The 20,420-nt window shown below is 31.4% G+C and carries 17 protein-coding genes and 1 pseudogene; 3 read left to right on the forward strand and 15 right to left on the reverse strand.

The features are described from left to right. Positions 1-174 precede the first annotated feature (174 nt). Entirely contained in the window at positions 175-1,029 is an 855-nt protein-coding gene (locus tag GXK57_RS20695; RefSeq protein WP_160679927.1) for a LysR family transcriptional regulator, read from the forward strand. Between the two features lie 295 nt (positions 1,030-1,324). On the opposite strand, the gene GXK57_RS20700 is transcribed toward GXK57_RS20695, so the two are convergent. The 6 genes from GXK57_RS20700 to GXK57_RS20725 all read right to left on the reverse strand — a co-directional run bounded on the left by GXK57_RS20700 (position 1,325) and on the right by GXK57_RS20725 (position 8,977). Then, positions 1,325-3,046, reverse strand: coding sequence for a DHA2 family efflux MFS transporter permease subunit (locus GXK57_RS20700; RefSeq protein WP_160679928.1), 1,722 nt, complete (start codon positions 3,044-3,046; stop codon positions 1,325-1,327). Positions 3,047-3,157: 111 nt separating this feature from the next. Beyond that, positions 3,158-3,685 (reverse strand): PadR family transcriptional regulator, encoded by a 528-nt coding sequence (locus GXK57_RS20705; protein ID WP_202127760.1) that lies wholly within the window; start codon positions 3,683-3,685, stop codon positions 3,158-3,160. Between the two features lie 297 nt (positions 3,686-3,982). Then, positions 3,983-4,771 (reverse strand): EFR1 family ferrodoxin, encoded by a 789-nt coding sequence (locus GXK57_RS20710; protein ID WP_160679930.1) that lies wholly within the window; start codon positions 4,769-4,771, stop codon positions 3,983-3,985. A 98-nt stretch (positions 4,772-4,869) separates the two neighbouring features. Further along, positions 4,870-5,268, reverse strand: coding sequence for a MerR family transcriptional regulator (locus GXK57_RS20715; protein WP_160679931.1), 399 nt, complete (start codon positions 5,266-5,268; stop codon positions 4,870-4,872). Positions 5,269-5,394: 126 nt separating this feature from the next. Continuing rightward, the gene (locus GXK57_RS20720) at positions 5,395-7,245 is read right to left on the reverse strand and encodes an ABC transporter ATP-binding protein (RefSeq protein WP_160679932.1); all 1,851 of its coding nucleotides are present in this window, start codon (positions 7,243-7,245) and stop codon (positions 5,395-5,397) included. Next, a complete protein-coding gene (locus tag GXK57_RS20725) occupies positions 7,238-8,977 on the reverse strand; it encodes an ABC transporter ATP-binding protein (RefSeq protein WP_160679933.1) in 1,740 nt (579 codons plus the stop codon). Before GXK57_RS20725 ends, GXK57_RS20720 begins: the two co-directional genes overlap by 8 nt. Positions 8,978-9,080: 103 nt before the next feature. Between GXK57_RS20725 and GXK57_RS20730 the strand changes: the two genes are divergently transcribed. Beyond that, positions 9,081-9,887 carry a MerR family transcriptional regulator gene (locus GXK57_RS20730; protein ID WP_160679934.1) on the forward strand — a complete coding sequence of 269 codons (807 nt, stop codon included), beginning with the start codon at positions 9,081-9,083 and terminating at the stop codon, positions 9,885-9,887. 73 nt (positions 9,888-9,960) lie between these two features. On the opposite strand, the gene GXK57_RS20735 is transcribed toward GXK57_RS20730, so the two are convergent. The 4 genes and pseudogenes from GXK57_RS20735 to GXK57_RS20750 form a co-directional block, all read right to left on the reverse strand. After that, on the reverse strand, positions 9,961-10,122 hold the full coding sequence (locus GXK57_RS20735) for a hypothetical protein (RefSeq protein WP_160679935.1): 162 nt from the start codon (positions 10,120-10,122) through the stop codon (positions 9,961-9,963). A gap of 202 nt (positions 10,123-10,324) precedes the next feature. Then, entirely contained in the window at positions 10,325-12,133 is a 1,809-nt protein-coding gene (locus tag GXK57_RS20740; RefSeq protein WP_160679936.1) for a M3 family oligoendopeptidase, read from the reverse strand. Positions 12,134-12,592: 459 nt separating this feature from the next. Beyond that, positions 12,593-12,688 (reverse strand): annotated as a pseudogene (locus GXK57_RS20745) (DUF2200 family protein); the annotation flags it as partial. Positions 12,689-12,926: 238 nt separating this feature from the next. Beyond that, on the reverse strand, positions 12,927-13,847 hold the full coding sequence (locus GXK57_RS20750) for a phosphotransferase (RefSeq protein WP_160679937.1): 921 nt from the start codon (positions 13,845-13,847) through the stop codon (positions 12,927-12,929). A gap of 632 nt (positions 13,848-14,479) precedes the next feature. Here GXK57_RS20750 and GXK57_RS20755 point away from each other — a divergent pair. Next, complete coding sequence (locus GXK57_RS20755) at positions 14,480-15,022, forward strand: tyrosine-type recombinase/integrase (protein ID WP_160679938.1); 543 nt, start codon at positions 14,480-14,482, stop codon at positions 15,020-15,022. Between the two features lie 38 nt (positions 15,023-15,060). On the opposite strand, the gene GXK57_RS20760 is transcribed toward GXK57_RS20755, so the two are convergent. The 5 genes from GXK57_RS20760 to GXK57_RS20780 all read right to left on the reverse strand — a co-directional run. After that, a complete protein-coding gene (locus GXK57_RS20760; RefSeq protein ID WP_160679939.1) occupies positions 15,061-15,864 on the reverse strand; it encodes a hypothetical protein in 804 nt (267 codons plus the stop codon). 107 nt (positions 15,865-15,971) lie between these two features. Next, positions 15,972-16,667, reverse strand: coding sequence for a response regulator transcription factor (locus GXK57_RS20765; RefSeq protein WP_160679940.1), 696 nt, complete (start codon positions 16,665-16,667; stop codon positions 15,972-15,974). After that, complete coding sequence (locus tag GXK57_RS20770) at positions 16,660-17,940, reverse strand: histidine kinase (protein WP_160679941.1); 1,281 nt, start codon at positions 17,938-17,940, stop codon at positions 16,660-16,662. Before GXK57_RS20770 ends, GXK57_RS20765 begins: the two co-directional genes overlap by 8 nt. 178 nt (positions 17,941-18,118) lie before the next feature. Continuing rightward, a complete protein-coding gene (locus GXK57_RS20775) occupies positions 18,119-19,213 on the reverse strand; it encodes an alkaline phosphatase family protein (RefSeq protein WP_160679942.1) in 1,095 nt (364 codons plus the stop codon). A gap of 844 nt (positions 19,214-20,057) precedes the next feature. After that, positions 20,058-20,420: PD-(D/E)XK nuclease domain-containing protein (locus GXK57_RS20780; protein WP_202127761.1), on the reverse strand; the 363-nt coding region annotated here is incomplete at its 5' end.

Genomic DNA, 20,420 nt, shown 5'->3' on the forward strand with positions numbered 1-20,420 from the left:
ATTTGTTTTCCTTGTACAATCTCTTTATAAAGCTCTATCCTTGTCACATGAAATATTTTTTACACTTTAAGTTTAACTCTCCATATCTAAATTGTATAATACTTATAAATAATCTTTAATATCACTAATAGTGATGGCAAGAATAATTTAGCTTTAATGAAAGGTTTCTATACTATGGAAATTAATGATTTAAAAATATTCCAAACTGTTGCATATGAAAAATCTATATCAAAGGCCGCTTTAAAGCTTGGCTATGCGCAGTCAAATATAACCATGAGAATTAAGCATCTTGAAAATAGGCTTAATACAACCTTATTCATAAGAAACAATAAAGGTACAATTATTACCCCTAGCGGAGAAAGATTGCTTAAATATGCAGATAAAATTCTTCAGTTATTTGATGAGCTTGATGCTGAGTTTGTTACTGATAAACATCCTAACACTATTAAAATAGGCGCTACCCAGACTATTTCTGCAGCTATTTTACCTAAGTTATTTTCACTATTTTACGAGAAAAATCCTGAAGTATCTTTAGTATTAAAAACAGAAAAGCAAAAAACTCTGCTAGATATGGTTCTAGAAGATGAGCTAGATGGAGCTTTTATATCTGGTGAGTTTTCCTCTTCAAAAATTAAAGAGGTCTTTACTTTTAAGGAAGAGCTTGCATTAGTAGCTTCTAAAGAAATTGATGATATTAATAAGTTAACTTGTCCAGTAATAGTAGCCTCTGATATTAATTGCCCTTATCGTAGGCTACTGCAAAAATGGTTAATTGGTAAGAATTCTAAAGCTGCTGTCCTTGAATTTGACTCATTAGAATCTATTATTCGTGGTATTGGTGAAGGTTTAGGAATATCCCTGTTGCCTAAAAGTATTTTACCTAAGGATAATAAGTTTTTTATTTACCACTTAGAAGATGATTTTAGAGAGCTGGAAGTTAAGTTTGTAGTTAATAATGGCTTAAAGATAAATAGTTTAGTTAAAAGCTTTATTGATATTTCAAATGATTATATCGCCAATTCACACTGATTAGTTTTCGTTAGGTGGAAATTTTTATTTTTCTTTAGGTCTGTTTAAAAGTGAGCTGGCTAAGTGCAACCTCATCATTATACAAATAGATAATAATGATGTGAAATACAGGATTTCATACAAATAATGTGTATGCTCCTCAGAGTAAACTACTAAATAAAGATGTACTCTAAAAATATAGGGTACATCTTTATTTACTAAATGCCTTATATAATTTTCATGATTTTCTAGCGATTGTTTATTAGATTTTCTTCTGCTTAATATCCTACTTTCTGTTTAATCCTTCACTTTCTGTCTATTCTATCTTGATATGATCCTTGGATTTGGGACTAACTCTCCGTCCCCCTGCCCAACTTTTATCACTAAATAATGCAAAAAGTATGCCTGGTAAAAGAATTATAGAGCTAATTTTAAATGTGAAACTAAAGGCTTTAACAGCATAAGTCAAGAAGGTATCTTGAATATTATACTCTATTTTTTTTATTTCCTTCTTTTGAGTTTCTTTCTTTTGATCATCTTTCTTTTGATATTCTTTATTTTGAGCTTCAATACTTTCTTTGACTTTATTTTCAGACATGCTTTTAGAAGATGCTACCGCAGCAGTTTCTTTTTTATCATTTGAGTTTAATATTTGTGAAAGATTAACACTTTTATCACTGCCTGCTTTGATAGAATTAATAAGCTTCAGCTTAGTTTCATTATCAAATACAGTGTCATTCTGTATTGTTTGAGCAACAGAATTTTTAGCATCACATATTTGGGTAGTCATATTCGATGTAAATATAGTTAAAAACAAGGCAACTCCAAGTACAGTTCCAAGTGTTCTTGTCATGTTATTTATTCCGGAAGCTATTCCTATTTTATCTACAGGAACATTGGCCATTATAGAACCTATTAATGTTGCCATACTTAAACCAGTACCAGAACCAGCAACAATTAATCTTAGAATAATATCTAGATTTGAAGAATTTTGAGTAAGAGAACTGTTTAAGTAGCATGAGGCACAAAGTAATAAAATACCCAATGCACTAATTATCCTACTGCCGCATTTCCTTATGAGAATAGGAGCCAATAAGGAAAAACACATTGAAGTTAAGGACATAGTTGAAATAATAAGCCCTGCTGACAGTTGACTTAACCCTTTAATCTGAATTAAGAAAAAAGATAGCAAATAGGTACCAGACATCATGCCAAGTCCTAATAAGAATAGAGTAATAGAGCCGTTTGTAAATGGTAAGGATTTAAATAGACTAAGTGGAACCATTGGTTCTTTAACTTTTAATTCAATAATAACAAATAATACAAGTGTTATAACTGAAACCGCAAAAAAGGAAAGGATAAAGCTTGAAGTCCAGCCTTTTTCATTAGCCTTCATTAATGCAAAAGTTAAGGAAAACATGGCAATTGACATTGTTATAATTCCCCCAAAGTCTATACTTTTACTTGCAGTTGGGTCATAAGATTCCTTTATGAATTTCATGGTTAATAAGATACATACACAACCTATAGGTATGTTGATAAAGAAAATACTTCTCCAACTAAAAAACTGAGTTACTATACCACCAATGGATGGTCCACTGGCAGCAGCAAGACCAGAAAAAGCTCCCCAAAGAGCCATAATAGTTCTTCTCTTCTCTGGTGGAAATATTTCAGCTGAAAGAGGCATTGCAATAGTCACAACAAAAGCTGCGGCAAATCCTTGGATTGTTCTAAATAATATAAGGGCTTGAAGAGAATTTGAAACACCACATAGCAGTGAAGATATGGTAAATAAAATCACTCCTCCAACAAACAATTTTTTTCTGCCAAATTGATCTGCCAACCTTGAAGCAGTCACTAAGATAACTGCCGTAGCTAGATTATAGGCATTTACCACCCAAGAAATATGATCCATAGTAGTATTAAAGTATTGGGTCATTTTAGGCAATGTGATATTTACCACCGTCGTATCTAATAGCGCCATAAAAAATCCTAAAATAATGGCTATGAAAGAAATTAGTTGATGCTTTTTGTTCATAAGACAAACCTCCTAAATAATATATTAATATAATATAAAGTACTATAAAGTATAGTAGTATGGTGAAAAAAATGCCTCCTAATATTATGATTTATTAGAGACATTAAGATATTAATTATAGTAGTCAAAAACTTTTTCAGACCATTTTTCCAAAACGTTATAAACTTCGTTATATAAATCTAATATAAGAAATTCAGAACCAGATCTTTCCTTGTGCTGTTTCTCATGATTATAAACTGATTCCACAAAAGCCCTACGTTCTTGTGCCTTCTCTTTGAAATTACTAAGATATTCTTTTCTTTTTTCTTCTGGTAAATTTTCTATGTTAACCAAGAAGGCATTAAATTCTAAATAAATATTTCCTATATTCTTTGAACCTTCTTCCATTAGTTCATTGAAATATAAATTTCCTTTTTCGTTCAGTGAATATAGTGTTTTTTCAGGCATTTCGCCTTCCTTAACTATTCTTGAATTTAGATATCCACTATCACATAGTTTAATTATATTTTTATAAATTGACGGGGTACTTATTTTCAGCCACTTATTAAGATTCCAGACTTCAAACTCTTTAACCATTTCATAGGCACTTTTCTCTTTGTTTTTCAAATAGCCAAGTATTATTAAATTTATTGAAGACAATTTAATCACCACCATTTATTATACTACTATATAATATAGTAGTATAATAAATATTTGTCAATATAGAAATTTATAACATGCATATCCAGTTAAGTAATTATTTTTTAGATTTTTAAAGGACCTTAGAAGGTCCTTTAGTTCTCTTATAATAGTGATTGTAATTTATTAAATTTACAATTGTTTATTTATTAAGCTTTGCTTTGCGTGAATACTTCATAAGGTCTATAGAACTTCCAATGCCACCACCAATAATCATACCCCACTCAATATGTTTAAAGACAGCACCAAAAACAACTCCTAAATAACCTTAATATTAGGATTTGTATATCTCTTTCTTTTTATGGTTTTATTCCCCCATTGAATGGCCTGTACAGGGCAATATTGAATACAAGCAGCGCATTGCTCACAGTTATGCTTCCATGTCGGTTTATCCTTATTAAACTGTATATTATTTACTGGACAAATCCTTTCACATAATTTGCAACTACTGCAATTATCCTTAACCCAAAAATCTTTGTCTCTTAAGTGAAGGTTTTTAACTATCTTGTCTGTTGTCTTAATAAAAGCCCTATCAATTAATATATCAACTACTAGTTTACTTAGTTCACATTTATAGTTTTTTCTTTCTTTAATTATATGAGTTATTTTTTTCACTTTTTTCTTTTCTCTTTGGAAAAGCTTCCTTTGTCTTTTAATAGAATTGGCACCATATGAAAAAATATTATTTCCTGGCATGTGAATTAAAAATCCAGAACTTAATGTTATACCTTTGCTTTTAAATATTTTTCTCAATTTAATCAATACTTCAGCAGGCGCTCCCCCATGGGTTGCTACTGCAAAAACATAGCTGTCTTCATTAATTTCAAGCTTTTCTAGTACTCTTTCCAATATTAGTGGTAAACGTGCATAGATTACCGGAAAAACTATTCCAAGTACTTTCCCTTCAATTCTTATTTTATCTTCTGTTCTAATTGAAGCTATATTAAATAACTTGAAGCCTCCTAGTTCACTATTTATATCCTTAGCCACCTGCAAGCTGTTGCCTGTTCCTGAGTAATATAAGATTGTATCCTTGTCTATCACCATAAAAAACTCTCCTTTATTGTTCCCCCATTGTTTTGTACAACGAAGGTCATAGTTTTTAATGGTATTATAGACCAGGTACTATAGTACACAGTCAACACTTATTTCTTCATATAGATTTCCATGTTATTACAAGCTTCCATATTTTCCGACGATAACGTTTTATTGACTTTCATAAGTAAGCTCTTTTTTCCTTCTAATTCATTGATTTTTATATTTAATTCATTGATTTTACCTTCAACCATTGTTTTGATGTCTTCCATGCTTCCACATAATATTTCATCATGTATTAATATACCTATTTCCTTTAAGGAGAAACCAAAGCTTTTAATTATCCGTATGAATCTAATCATTTCTATATCTTTTTTTGAATAAATCCTATATCCATTTGCATTCTTTTTTGGCTCAGAAAGCAAACCAACTTTTTCATAATATCTTATTGTCTCCTTGTTTATCTTTAATTCATTTACCAAATTCCCAATAGTATATTCATCTTCCATATACATCTTCCCCTTATTTCAATAATGTCAGCTTCTTTGTAAATATTATACTATAGCCTTCATGGTTTGCTTATTAGAAATACTTTTTTCATACTATATATAACCTTTTTGTTCATAAAGTTGGACTTAGGCTCCGTCCACCTGTCCCTCTGCTTCAAATTGGCTGTAATAAAGTGAAGAGTAAAAGCCCTTTTGTGCCAGAAGACTCTGATGATTTCCTCTTTCTACGATATCTCCATCTTTTACTACTAATATCATATCTGCATTTTGGATAGTAGAAAGTCTGTGAGCTATTACAAAGCTTGTTTTATCCTTCATAAGTCTTGATAAGGCTTTTTGAATTTCTAATTCTGTTCTTGTATCTACACTTGAAGTAGCCTCATCTAGTATCATAATGGTTGGATTAGTTAGCATAGCTCTAGCTATAGTTAAAAGTTGCATTTGACCTTGAGATATACTAGATGCGTCACTTGATATGACAGTGTCATACCCATGTTCCAGTGTACGAATAAAGTGATCACAGCAGGCCGCTTTTGCAGCTGATACAATTTCTTCAATAGTTGCGTCTCTTCTACCATAAGCGATATTTTCAGCTATTGTTCCTTCAAATAGCCATGTATCTTGAAGTACCATACCAATTTGCCTACGAAGGGCATTTCTAGGAAGCTCTGTAATATCAACTCCATCTATTGATATGGTTCCACCCTTCAATTCATAGAAACGCATGATTAAGTTGATTAATGTAGTCTTTCCTCCACCGGTTGGCCCAACTATGGCTACCATTTCATTTGGTTTTACTTCAAGGTTTAAATCCTTTATTAAAGTTTTTTCCTCAGTATATCCAAACTTTACATTTTCAAAGTTTACTCTACCCTCGGTTATAGGGTTTTTATTAAGAGAACTGTGATTTAGCACATTGTCTGCAACTTCCTCTTCTTCATCTAATAATTCAAACACTCTCTCTGATCCAGCAATTGCAGATTGCAAAGACATAATAACATAAGAAGCTTGGGTAACTGGCTCAGACACTTGATTTACATATTGTAAAAATGCCTGAATACCGCCTAAGGAAATTTGTCCATTAAGAGTCATTATTCCACCTACAACAGCTGTTGCAATGAAACCTAATTGATTTAAAAATCTTATTACAGGATATATTCCAAAATCTAAAAACAAGGCTCTTCTGTTTGTTTCAAACTGCTTCCTGTTTAACTTACTAACTTCATATATCATGTCCTTTTGCTTATTAAATACTTTTATAACACGATTTCCTGAATATACCTCTTCAACCTTTCCACTTAACTGGCTTATAGCAGCGAAATTATCAGAATAATAACGTTGACTTAAGATTGATACGTAGTTGGTTGCTACAACGCTAATACCTATAAAGATAAAGACTAATAAAGATAGTTTTAGGTTTAGCATAAGCATTGCAATAACAGTAAGTATAATAGTAAAGGCCGAGGAGATCAGTTGCACAAATCCAAGCTGCATTACCTGTGATACTTTTTCAAGATCAGTAGTTACTCTATTCATGACATCTCCTGTTTTATGAGAGTCAAAGTATTTAAGTGGCAGTTTATTTATTTTAACACTTATATCTTGGCGTAGTGAGTAAGTTAATTTTTCACCAATGCTTGCTACAATATATTGCTGAATATAAGAAAGCAAACTGCTAATGATTGCAATAGCTATTACCCCTAAAACAGGAAAGAGAATTGCATCTTTTAGTGTAGCTATAATGCTTACAGAACCATTATAGTTCTTAATTGCTTTTAATAAATTGTTTATTGCATTTCCAACTAATAGCGGCATAGCTGCATAAGCTGCACTTCCAAGTAATGTTGCTATACCGACAATTATTAGCTTTTTCTTTTGATCTGCTAATCTAGTTATCAATCTTTTAACAGTTTGCTTGGTGTTTTTAGGAATATCTTTACTAAAATCCATTGGATCTATTTCTTTATCCTTATTCATTAGATGCCGCCTCCTTTGTATTCATTTGACTTTTAGCAATTGCTTGGTAAACAGAACATCTTTCCATTAATTCTTTATGCTTTCCACTATCAATGAGTTTTCCTTCATCTAATACAAGAATTTTATCTGCATCCATAATGGTGCTTACTCTCTGCGCAATTATTAGCTTGACTGCATCTGACATATTTTCTTTAAGAGCTTTGCGGAGAGCTGCATCTGTCTTTAAATCTAAGGCAGAAAAACTGTCATCGAAAATATAAAGTGGCACTTTTCTTACAAGAGCCCTTGCTATAGACAAACGTTGCTTCTGTCCACCAGAAAAATTAGAACCGCCTTGAGCTACATGTTCTTGCAGCCCCATAGGCAATTTATCCACAAAAGCTTCTGCCTGAGAGATATTTAAAGCTCTTCTCATATCTTCAATAGTTGCATCCTTATTACCCATTTTTAGGTTATCTTCTATTGTGCCACTAAATAATAAAGATTTTTGAGGAACATAACCTATTTCATTTCTCAGATCATTTTGTGAGAATTTCCTTATATCAGTTCCATTAATACGAATTTCTCCGCTATCTATATCGTGCAGTCTCAAAATAAGATTGGCAATAGTACTCTTACCAGAACCGGTGCTACCTATAATAGCAATGATCTCTCCTTTATTACCAGAAAAGGATATCCCCTTAATAACTGGGTCCTCAGCTCCATGATAGCTAAAAGTTACATTTTCAAAATTAACCACTGGAGGATTTTCCTTAGTATCTTCTTTTTCTACATTTAAATCTTGTATCTCTGGATTAATTTCTAAAACTTCCTCTATACGGTTAAGTGAAGATACCATCTTAGGAATAGTAACAGAAGTTGATGTAGCCATTATTAAATAACTAATAGTAATAACTGAGTATTCTATAACTGATGTGATTTTTCCTATTTCCATGGTTCCCTTAATAGCAAAGAAACTACCTAACCATAGAATAAGAGCCATAGATATTCCCATTATCAACCACACAACTGGATTAAGTACGGCAAACAGCCTATTTAATTTAATCATGTCTGTGGCATATACATTAAATGACTTTTCAGCTCTTTGTTCCTCATATTTCTCATTTCCAAAGGCTCTAACAACCCTAATTCCAGTGATAGCTTCCCTAATTATCTGGTTAATACGATCTAACTTGCTTTGAACTCGTTTAGAAATAATTACTGATTTTTTAAGTATTACTCCAGCAAAAGCTAAAAATATTATAATTGATATAATAAGTACTACAGCTAAAGTTAAACTAGATTTTGCGGTCATAAAAATAGATGCAATTATAATTAGTGGCGCTGGGATTATAAGTTGAATAACGATCCCCAAGGTTTGTTGCAGGTTAGAAATATCTGAAATTGTACGAGTTATCATTGAAGAAACTCCTATAGTATCAAATTCTCGAATGGATATCTCCTGACTTTTACGAAAAATCTTTTCTCTCATTTCATAGCCTAAAACTGCAGAAAGGTCAGCAGAATAATAACTTCCTAGCACCGCTGCTAGTGTTGTTATTAAAAGTGCTCCCAGCATTTGCGCTCCTATATATAAAATTTTATTCATGTCACCCTTTAAAATTCCTTCATCAACAATTCCTGCTATTAAAAACGGTATTAGCAATGTTCCAACTACTTGACATAAAAGTATAATTTGTGTAATTACTATTTTAACTTTTTTTTCTTTTAAGAACAGTTTTAAATACTTCATAATTCCCCCCCATTGAGTATGTATTCTTGCAACTTTTTGCTTTAATTGCTATTATAAAGGTTAAAGTAACTTTAATGTCAATACTCTATTTTAGGAGGGTTTTATGAAGGATAAATCTAATATGACAATTAAAGAGTTTTCTGAACTAACTGGTATTAAGCGTGAAAACTTAAGATATTATGACCAAATTGGGTTGCTATCACCAGGCTTTCGTGGAGAAAACGGCTATCGCTACTATGGTAAAAGCCAATTAACCACAGCGTATTTAATTGTTTCTCTTAGAGAAATCGGAATAGGCATTGAAGAAATAAGACGATATATAGATATACGAACTCCTGAAGAAATGTTTGTTTTGTTCAACTCTCAGAAAAAGCATATAGTAACTGAAATAAAAAAACTTAAGCAAATCTTAGATGTTATGCAGCTTTACTTAGACATGGCTGAGGAAGCCATGAAATACAAGGACAATAATATAAATATTGAATATAAAAATAAAGAACCTATATTTTTAGGGCCCTTGATATCTAAAGAAAATCTGCTTAGATACCCAGAAGACACTTCCATATTTTTTTATAACTATGCTGCTGAAAATGGAGTTTATATAGGCTATCCTATCGGTGCTATTATAAGCAAGGAGGCCATTGAGTCTGAAAATCCCCTATATCCTATTAAATATTATTTTAAAACCTCAAAAGAATATAACTCATATAAACCTGAAGGTAAGTATGTTATTTATTACGGAAGAAGTGCTTATGGGGAATCTGATTATATTTATGAAAGGTTATATAAATTTATAAAAGAAAATAATTTGCGTATTTGCAGTGATGCTTATGAAGAATATCCCTTAAATGAACTTTCCACCAAAGATGAAAATAAGTTTTGCGTTAAAATAGAAATAATGGTAGAGTAGCTCCGTTCCCCTGTCCCTTTAACACCTCATTAATTCAATTATCTAGCTTTAAACCTTCATTTATACTTGGATTCTAAACATAAATATTCGGTTCAGTGTTGAACTTCTCGTCACAGGTTCCTTCTGAGTGTGTATCAAGAGCTATTTCAACTTTAAATAAAAAAGCACTTTTAGATAGCATTACTGTGGTTGGTCCAATTCCATTGTCACCACCTTTAGTTTTCTCTCCTACCAAAGTACTAGTTTAATTTGCTTTCAAAAAAAATGCTAACTTTTCTGCTGCAGAATACACTGATAGTACACTTCTTAAAAGGCTATAATTGATGAGTTTAGCTGAAAAAATTAAGAACATCCATAGGTTCACTGTATCAACCATGGATGTTCTTAATTCACTTTTATTTTCAGAAATAATTTCTTTAGTGAGTATTTCTAACTTATTAAGGTTGTCTATTAACTGATACTTGGGACAAAAGCTCCGTCCCACTGTCCCTGAATATTTCAATGTCTTCTTCTATTAGCTTTAATGAATTTCTCCAAAAATCTATTGAATGTACATCTATTTCCATTATTTTTGCAGCGTCATAAATATTATTGGTGCTTGTTGCACTTAAAAACTTATCATATTTCACAGCAAAACCTTGTTGATTCTTTATAAATTCAGCATATAAACCTTTTGAAAACAATACTCCAAAGGAATATGGAAAGTTTAAAAATTCATTTTCAGCCATAAAGTATCCTGGCTTATTCATCCACATGTAAGGATGAATTGTTGCTGCTTCAACACTCTCTCCATAAGCTTCTCTCATACAATTAATCATTACTTCATTTAGTTTTTCAACAGGTAGAGCTCCAGATTTTCTTCTTTTAAACAACTGATTTTCAAATAAATACCGGCCATAAAAATCCACCAGGTAATACAAACTATCAGAAATGCTGCTTTCTAAAATTACTAGTGCTTCATTACTTGGTAGTTTCTTTATTAATTGATTGTTTAATATAGTCTCACAAAAAACCGACGCTGTTTCTGCAATAGGGGTAGAATATTCAGTATTTAACATGGTTTTCGTACAAACCTTAGAACCATGGTATGCATGTCCTATCTCATGGGCTAATATGCTAACATCAATAAATTTCCCATTAAAATTACCCATTATCCTACCTTGTTGTATTGGGAAAATATCTACTTCTAGTGCAAAATTGCCTTTACCTTTTCTTGGCTCAGCATCAATCCACTTATCCTCAAAGGCTTTTTTTGCAAAGCTTGCAAGTTCCACACTGAAGTTTTGAAAGCTTGATACTATTAACTCCTTAGCTTCTGCATAAGAAACTTTGGTGTTACTATCACCAATAGGTGCATATATATCATAAAAAGGAAGCTTAGATTGATATCCTAGTATTTCAGCTTTTTTCTCGTAAAACTTACGAAGCGCTGGCAAACTTTCCTTTATAGCTGATATCATGGTATCTAAAGTTTCAACATCCATCCTTGAGTTAATAAGAACTTTCTCTAAAGGTGACTTATACCCTCTAGTTTCATATATAGTTAGCGCTTCTCCACTAATTCCATTTATACATTTAGCACAAGCCTCTGATATACCTTTGCATAAATCAGCTTCTTTAAAATAAGCTTCTTTCCTTAGGAAACTATCATTGTCATACAGCATATTTTTAAGCTGAGAAAGTGTGAAGCTTTCCACTTTTCCGCTGACAGTAATATCCGCTGTAGTAAATGATGTTAATTCCATATAGTATTTTTCCCAAGCCCTAGATCCAGAATTCTTCATCTTTGCAATAATTGCTTCTTCTTCTTTACTCAATAGGTATTTTGACCTTAACAAAAGCTCTTTAAGATAGAAGCTATGCTCTACTAAATATTCTGTTCTATTCATTACCTCATCTAAATCTTTAATATTCCTAAGCCATCTGCTAAAGCTAACAAAGACTTCTGTTAACTCAGAATTCTTATCCTCAATATCATCAAATGTATTCGCTGCCTCAACATTTTGAAAATCAGAATTCATAAGCAAATATGCATAAGCAGATATCTTACAATATATTTTTTTATACTGATTGTTAAGCCTTAAGAACTTTTCAATCTTATATACAGGGTCTTTATCATTTTCCCAGCTATCAATATTGAGATTCTTTATATTCATTATATATTCTTCAAGCTGCTTCATATCATTCTTAAAATCCTCAGAATCAAATGAAGCATATATATTATCTAAACTCCACGCTAAATCCATTAATAAGCATCTCCTCTATAAGAACAGTATTAAATTTTTAATCGTCATTAGATTTTCACCTACATATTTGAACCACTCCTAAAAAAATTCGCTTATTATGTAATTAATTGATTTAGCGTTAATTATTCCCATGTTACCGTAAAACCTACATATCCGTCAAGTATAAACAAAAAACTTATATGATTTAATAAGAATTTGGCTATGTTTTAATATAGTGTTGAAATATAGGCTAAAAAAATTATAGGTGGAATTGTCCATCTATAATTCTCAATATATGAATTTTACAAATTAATTATTTTTTGATTATTAGAAATAAAATTATTTATTATCTCTTTATCTGTATCAAATATTTGAACCCATTTGAAGCACTTTCAGCTTTAGCCTTCGTCCTACCTTCCATACAGCAAAAAACACCGATTCTTCTGTATATTGAATCAGCGTTTCTTATTTTCTTGATTATTATTTTCTCAAAATTTTATCCATGGCTTTTCCCTTTGCTAACTCATCTATTAGCTTATCCAAATAACGAATTTCCTGCATGGTTGGTTCTTTGATAAGAAGCTAAAATCCTTTTTCATTATAATTTGTGTAGGATTTACTCTCATTTGGCGGTTGCTTTTCGAAAAATAAACATGCAGTAATTCCTTATATTGATCATCGTAACTTTTTGATACTATAAGAGCTAGTCTTCTCTCTATATAATGATTTTTTCCTAACTAATTGTATTGTTGTGATAACTAATTAAATCATTCTAATAACTATTCCTTGGGGCACAAGCTCCGTCCCCCCGTCCCTAACTAAATAGCCCCACTAGTGCTGCTTTAATTTCTAGTATGTCTGAAAGCTCGGTTATTTCTTTTCCAATAACCCTCTCGCAAATTAACTTTACAAAATAAAATCCAAATTCATGCATTAGTATTCCATAAAAGCATTTTTCAGCGAAAGTCTCAACATCTTGTCCACCTATAAATTCACTAATCATACATTTATCAAAATCAAATAAATCAAACAGAATTGGTGGAAACTCATATTCTTTTGGAGCTATCCTGCCATCGGCAAAGTCTATGATATAGAGCCTTCCTTTCTGAGTGATCATTACATTATCGCCTGTAATATCTCCGTGAACATATACCTTGTCCACCATGTCATAATTTCTAACAAGTTCTTTAACTTCATTAACTATATTTTCACTAAATACATTCCATCGCGTATTTGTGAGTATTCTTTCTTTTACATCTAATTCTGGATATTGCCCTTCGTATGTAGTATTCAGCTTACTGATATTTTGTTTTAGTTGATGAACAAACCCAATCTTTTCAGCAGTTGAATAATGCTTTAACACATCTTTAGCATCTTCCCCGTCTATGTAATCCATAATAATGTATCGAAACAAATATTTATCTTCAATAAATGAAGCAGCTACAACCTTAGGTATATTTATACCAATATCCATTGCTCTTTTCATTCCAAGTATTTCACTGTTAAAATCAATTTCCGTATCAAAACCTGATTCAATTGGAGCGAAAATTTTCACAACAAAATTGTCTACTTTGAAAACTGCATTTGTCCCAGCTGTTAAGTTGGAAATCTCTTTACAATTAAGCTTCTCCTTTTCAAATATCCTTATGATTAACTTCTCAAAGGCAGGGATAGACTGAAACACTTCTCCCCAGGTTTCCCAACCTTTAATTTCTTGAAAAAACACATTACTCATAAACTCTTACCCCTTTGTTGTTATATTATAAAAAGTAGTTGTGGTTATTTTAGCTATACAAAACTATATATAGCAAATTTGATTGTTAAGTTTCTCTACATGATATTAATATCAATTAGTTTTACCTTAAGAAATTCAAACGAGGATTCTGAATGTTTTAATTATATGATATATGATTTTGTAATAAAAGGTAAATATTGGTTATGTCTATTTTATACAAATAACCTCTGCAAATATAAAAACTTGCAGAGGTTCCACACATTGTTGATCTTTCTTTAATATATACACTTAAGCTGCCTAAGCATAATTATTCAAATGATTATCTTAAATAGAATGTTCTAATAAAAAGACAAGCTTTTCATTATACTTTCTGTGGGCTTTAGCCTTCATGATGGTTTGCTAAAGAATATAATATAATGAGCTTTCATTTAAATTATAGGTATGGTAGCTGTACTTTGGGACAGAAGCTCCGTCCCCATGTCCCTCCAATCATAGTTTATTAAATAAAGCAAGTTATATTTTTCAATCAACTATATATAAATTATTTGTATAATACTTCAGACTAGTATATGATTAAAGGATATGGCAGCCAGAAAGTTCTAGTTGAGCTTCCATTGAGAGGAAGAAACAATATGAAACTAATTCAGCCAATAAAAGATACTAACCTAATTAGTGCACTAAAATCAGAATTGATTAAGGGCGGATATAAAAATTACTTATTATTTGATATAGCTATAAATACAGGCCTAAAGATTATAGATATATTAAATCTTACAGTTTGGGATGTGAAAAACAAGTCTCAAATTGAAGTAAAGGAAGTTGGAACCGGTAGACCATTGAAATATGCCATGTCTCCTGAAATTAATAAAGAAATTCAGGAGTTTATAGTGGGAATGTCTGCAGGAGAGCTACTTTTTCCAACTAAAAAAGGTGGGAAAAATCCTATAACCAACAAGTATGCCCACAAGTGCCTCAATGAAATAAGCCAAAAAATTGGCCTAGATAATATCGGCACTCACACACTTAGAAAAACCTTTGGGTATCACCACTATATAAAACATCACGATATCGCATTTCTGCAGAACTTATTTGGTCACTCTACTCCTGATATGACTCTTAGATATATAGGTATTGCTGATATTGAAGCCATGGACATTGAAGACTTTTTTCAGTAATATATTTTTTGCCGTCAAATTAAAGTGCTTCGCCAACTTTAATTTGGGACAAAAGCTAGTCCCCTGTCAAACTCTGTACTCCCATAGTTTTTAATATACTTTACCCATTCGTTGTATATATTTTCTTCTGATTTTCCAAACACCTTCTCATAATCTTCGGTTTTAATTAGAAGCATCAATTTATCCCATCCATATTGTTTATTTATATATTCAATATAGATATGGGCAAAAGTATATCCTCCCATATTAGCAAATTTAATAGGATTGCTAGTTTTAGTTTCTGAAAAGGTTGGAATATGCATTGTATCGGCATACATTTTATTAAAAGGTTGTCCATTGGATAAATATAATGCCATTCCTTCAGTTAACCACAGTCTTATTCTTGGATTTATTATGCTTACATAAGCATGAACCATTTCATGTAAAACAGCTTGCTTATTGTCATCATAGTTATGTGCCTTCCCAGGGTTGGCAGGTGATGTTAATATAACATTTGTTCCTAGGTTGTCTCCTATATACCAATCTAGACCTAACATTGGACCTATTAGTCCATATTTTTTTCTTTGCATTGTGGCTTGATGATCATAGATATAAATATTTATATTCTGCTTTTTACTAAAGCCTAATTTCTTAGTTAATTCACCAGCTCTTTCATCGGCTAATTTGGCAACATCCTTAGCTGCAGCTTCTTCCTTTTCATAGTAAACATTAACCCATTGTCCTTCTATAACCTTCATATTTGATGTCTTCAATCTGAGAGTTGGAATAAAATTAATAAAAACAAGCAATGCAGCTATAACAAAAATAACTCCAAATACTTTAATAGTTTTATTTCTCTTCATGTACTATCCCTCACTTTTTCCCTCTTTCCTATAGAATACCTAAAATGTCTTCCATAAAAAAGTAACCACAGTCATTAGTTATATATGACTGTGGTCATGTTTGATTATTAAGGAAAAATTTTTGCAAGCTTTAAGGCCAGCATGGTCCTGTCCTTTATTCCTGTCTTATCATAGATAGTACTTATATAATTCTTTACCGTTCCTTCAGAAATATATAAGAATTCTGCTATTTGAGAGTTAGTATATCCATCAGAAAGCAGCTGACAGATTTCAATTTCTCTTTCTGTTAGATTCTTTAATAAATCAGTGGTAATGTATTTTTCTTTGCATTTATTATCAATAGTAGTGTATTTTTCTTTATATTTATTTTCAGTTGATTGCTTTAACATTATATCTGCTAATGCAGTCATTACTTTGCTATCTATTATGCTTTGTCCATTCATAACATTAAAGATTCCCTGGACAATAACCTTTGTTCCTGCATCCTTTAGCAAATAACCATCTGCTCCATTCCGTACGGCATTTACAATGTTTTCTTCATCATAAAAAGTGGTCAGGACAAGTATTTTCAATGAAGAATAGGCTGCTTTGATTCTTGGTATTAACTCTTGTCCTGACATTCCCTTCATATTTAAATCTACCAAGGCTACATCTGCTTGTTCTTTTTCTAAGATCTTTAAGGCTTCTTTTCCTTCCTGTGCTACCCCTACTATTTCAAAGTCTTCAGTCATAGATAAAATTAGTTCAAGACTTTCTAAAAGAAGTTTTTCATCATCTACTATCAATATTCTTATTTTATTCATTTTCATCACCTGATCTTGTTGGAACTTTCATTTCTACCAGCAATCCTTCTTGATTTTTTAGTTTTAAAGCTCCGCCTATGGAAATTAAATAGTTACCTATTTTTCTTATTCCAAATCCACAATCTATTAATTCTTGACAATTCTTTATATTTTCAATTCCAGTTCCATTATCCTGAATTATTATATTTATATTATTTATATCTACCTCTATAACTACAATAATAGCTGTTGCCTTCCCATGTTTTACACTGTTGGTTACTAGTTCCTTCAATGCCCCTATTAAAAAGTCAATTTTCTCAATACACATATCCTGTTTTTTCAATTGCTCATCACTATAATGAATTTTAATTCTTATCTTAATATTAAAATCTTCTTTTAATTTATTTATATTTAGACTTATTAATTTCATCAGGTCCTCTAAGGTTTGTCCATCTGCCTTAGTACTTATTCCACGTACTGCTTTTCTAATAGCTTCAAGACTGTCCCTCATTCTTATATTGGCAAATTTTATTTTCTCTATTGCTTTCTTAGAATCCACATTGTACACTACTTCTGCTGCATCCAAACTCATAATAGCTGCCATTATTGTATGTCCTACAGTATTATGAATATCTCTGCTTACTTGCTCTCGTTCCTCATATTTTATCTTCTGTAAAGCAATAGATTTTTCAAGCTCAAAGATCTCTTTATCCTTTATAGCCTTATGATAATGTACCATAAGTTCAGAAGTACGATTGCACAATATGTAAAATAAACTTCCGCAGCATAGGTATTGAAGCACTCTTGGTACCGCTCCATATAACATTATATTCCCTAAGCCGTTAAAGGGCTCAATCCATGGTTGCATTAAAAAATAAAAGCTAAATAAATGGGCTATAAATATATTTAATACTGACTCAACAATTACTACTATAAGCTGTGCTTTTCTAAAATACATTGAGGCTAATATTGTTGGCACAACAAACATTAAAATTGTTTGAAAGGTTAATAATGTATAACATATCCCTGTAGAAATCACAGCACAAGTAAGTATTAAATACTTTACCCAAGGTTTATTCAACTTTAATATATCTACTAAAATCGTAGGTAGCAAAAGAGGAATTATAAGTAATACATTCATTTTTATCATGATACTTTGGGCAACATCAAATATGTGAATTAAATTAAAAATTCCTGCAGTGAAGGAAAAATATAAAACAATTCTCATTGCCTTTGATACTGTTTTATTGGTCTCTATTTCATTTTTCCATAATAATATATCCACCTGATTCATGCTATACCCCTTTTATATCATATTAATTGTATAAAAATTCGCTAACCTCATCTTCTTCAGTGATTTTTTTGCCCATCAGTGTTTCCAAATATATATAAGGAAGATCTGGGCGTCCTCATGTCCCTTTGTATTTGGGACAAAAGCTCCGTCCCCTTGTCCCTTGTCCACTCCACGCTTACTATCTTCGACTTATTGCTATAAGTGGTATTTTCATTTCCTCTTCAGTCATTCCTGCATGATTGGAGATAAATTGCTTTGATTCTGGAGAATATACAATGCCTTTATCACTAATTGCCACTGCCAAATAATCACCTATGAATTCTACAAATTTAGGATGGATTTTACCTGTTCCAAATATGTTATTTTTCATAACCTCTTCTTTTGAATACAGTAAAAAATCATCGCCAAAACTTTTGTGGAACTCAGCTGGGAAATCCTTCAGACATTCCTCTTTTATATAAAAAGCTGTAGCTCTTGTCTCTATGGAGGTTGGTAGTCTTAGCATATCAAATAGCTTAGGATAATCGCTCAAAATATAATACTTAACATTACGATGTCCATGATCTGCAGTAACTATTATCAATGTATCAGATAATCTATTGCACATAGCCGCTACTTTTTCTTCCAGTTCTTTTATATTCTTAGTAACCTCACTGTTATAGCTACCAACCATATGCATTAAGCTATCAGGGTATTCCCAATATCCATATATGTATTTTTTCTCTGAGGTAGCACATAATCTTTCTACTTCATTGGTCAATTCATCAAAGGTTTCTATCTTATTACTTCCAAATCTGGACACGCTATATGCCTTACCCTTGCCAGTAGCTCTTATTTTTTCGTAAATGCTTTTATAGGGCACTATTTTACTTGCAACATGATAATCCTCTGCCTGAAGCTCTGTATCTTTTTCCGTATTTATAAATGCATTTACTATTTTATTTATTTCACTAAAATACAAACTCCAGCCTAACCACCCATGCTCCAAAGGGGTTAGCCCACTCTCCATGGAGGTAGTAGCTGATGTAGTAGTTGGAGGAAATACAGAGGAATATTCCTTAAGCAAATTCTTCCTAAAAAAACTATTTTCCGATAAATGATACTTTAATATATCAGTTCCTAATCCATCCAGAAGCAAGACAACTACATTTTTATAATTATCTTTCAAAAGCTCATCCACTTCTTTTAGTGTACTATGTTCACTGTCAGCACCAAAATATTTTAAGATGGAGCAAGCAAGATTCACGATACTATCGTTATAATCAACAAACATATTTCCCCCCTATTTTTAACAGCTTACTAGAAATAATCTTAAGTTAGCTAGTTTATTTATAGGGAACCTATACGAAAACTTAATTTATCCTTGTTATAAAATCCTGGCTTCTGAGGATTTTGTGGCATGTATAAATTAATAGTTGAAGTTGGTTCTCTATAATACAACTTAATTTTTTAATAATTATAACTTATCTGCCATAACATTACAATCAAGCACTTGTACTTTTCTGAGTATTTACCATTTAATATGTGTAATGATGTTATAGTGTCGATATTTCAAAGAGGCTTGTACTTATAGGTCCTTATATATAATGTACCTATAAGTATAAACTTCCTCTTATATGCACAATAATAATAATTTGCCTACTAGCTAATTCAAGTTTTTATTATATAAGTTCTAATAAGTTTTATTCATAAACGTATCGCGCTAAGAACACTCTAATCAGCTGTTTAGTGAAGTAAATTAAATAGAACTTATATATATTGTTTATAAAAAAGTCGCTGTAGTGAGCTTTTTTGCCCATCTGCCTTTACGAATGCATGTAAGGAATCTGTTAGGAGAATAAGGTTGCTTTTTTACTGTTAAACCTAACTAGCTCTTTAAAACCTTGATATTGTTAGTTTTAGCTAGCATCTTTTTGTATAACTGGCCTAGACGATAAAAAATAAGATAGGTATATAAAGCCTATCTAATCTCTTAATTTTAATAGGCTTAACTAGGAACCTTTTTTATATTTTCTTACCAAAAAGAGAGATTATTTTCAGTATAATTTTTGAAGGCATTAGTCTTCATGGAGATTTCTGTACAGTAAAAAAAATAAGATAGATTTTCATCTATCTCATTACCCCTGAATTTCTTTAATTTCACATTTATGTCCCTTGTTCTTTGAATCATAACATATGGCTACGGCTAATACCTTTTTACCTTCATTTTCTTTTTTAAACTTTTCTACATACTCTTTTTCTATAATTTGTTTTATTGCTATTTCTGGTAACTCATCTTTTTTCAGTTCAATAATGAAAGCAATATCATTCTTTCTTCTTGGGTGAAAAGTGAAGTCTGCATAGCCTTTTCCACTCTTTTCCTCACGCTCTACTCTATAAGTATCTCTAGCTGAAAGATATGCAAGTGTAAGAACACAGGATAAGCTATTCTCATCATTATACTGTAAAACTGGAATTTCTGAGTTATGAATATCATGGAG

Origin of the sequence: Clostridium sp. C8-1-8 (genome assembly GCF_009928445.1) — a bacterium.
GTDB lineage: Bacteria > Bacillota > Clostridia > Clostridiales > Clostridiaceae > Clostridium_AR.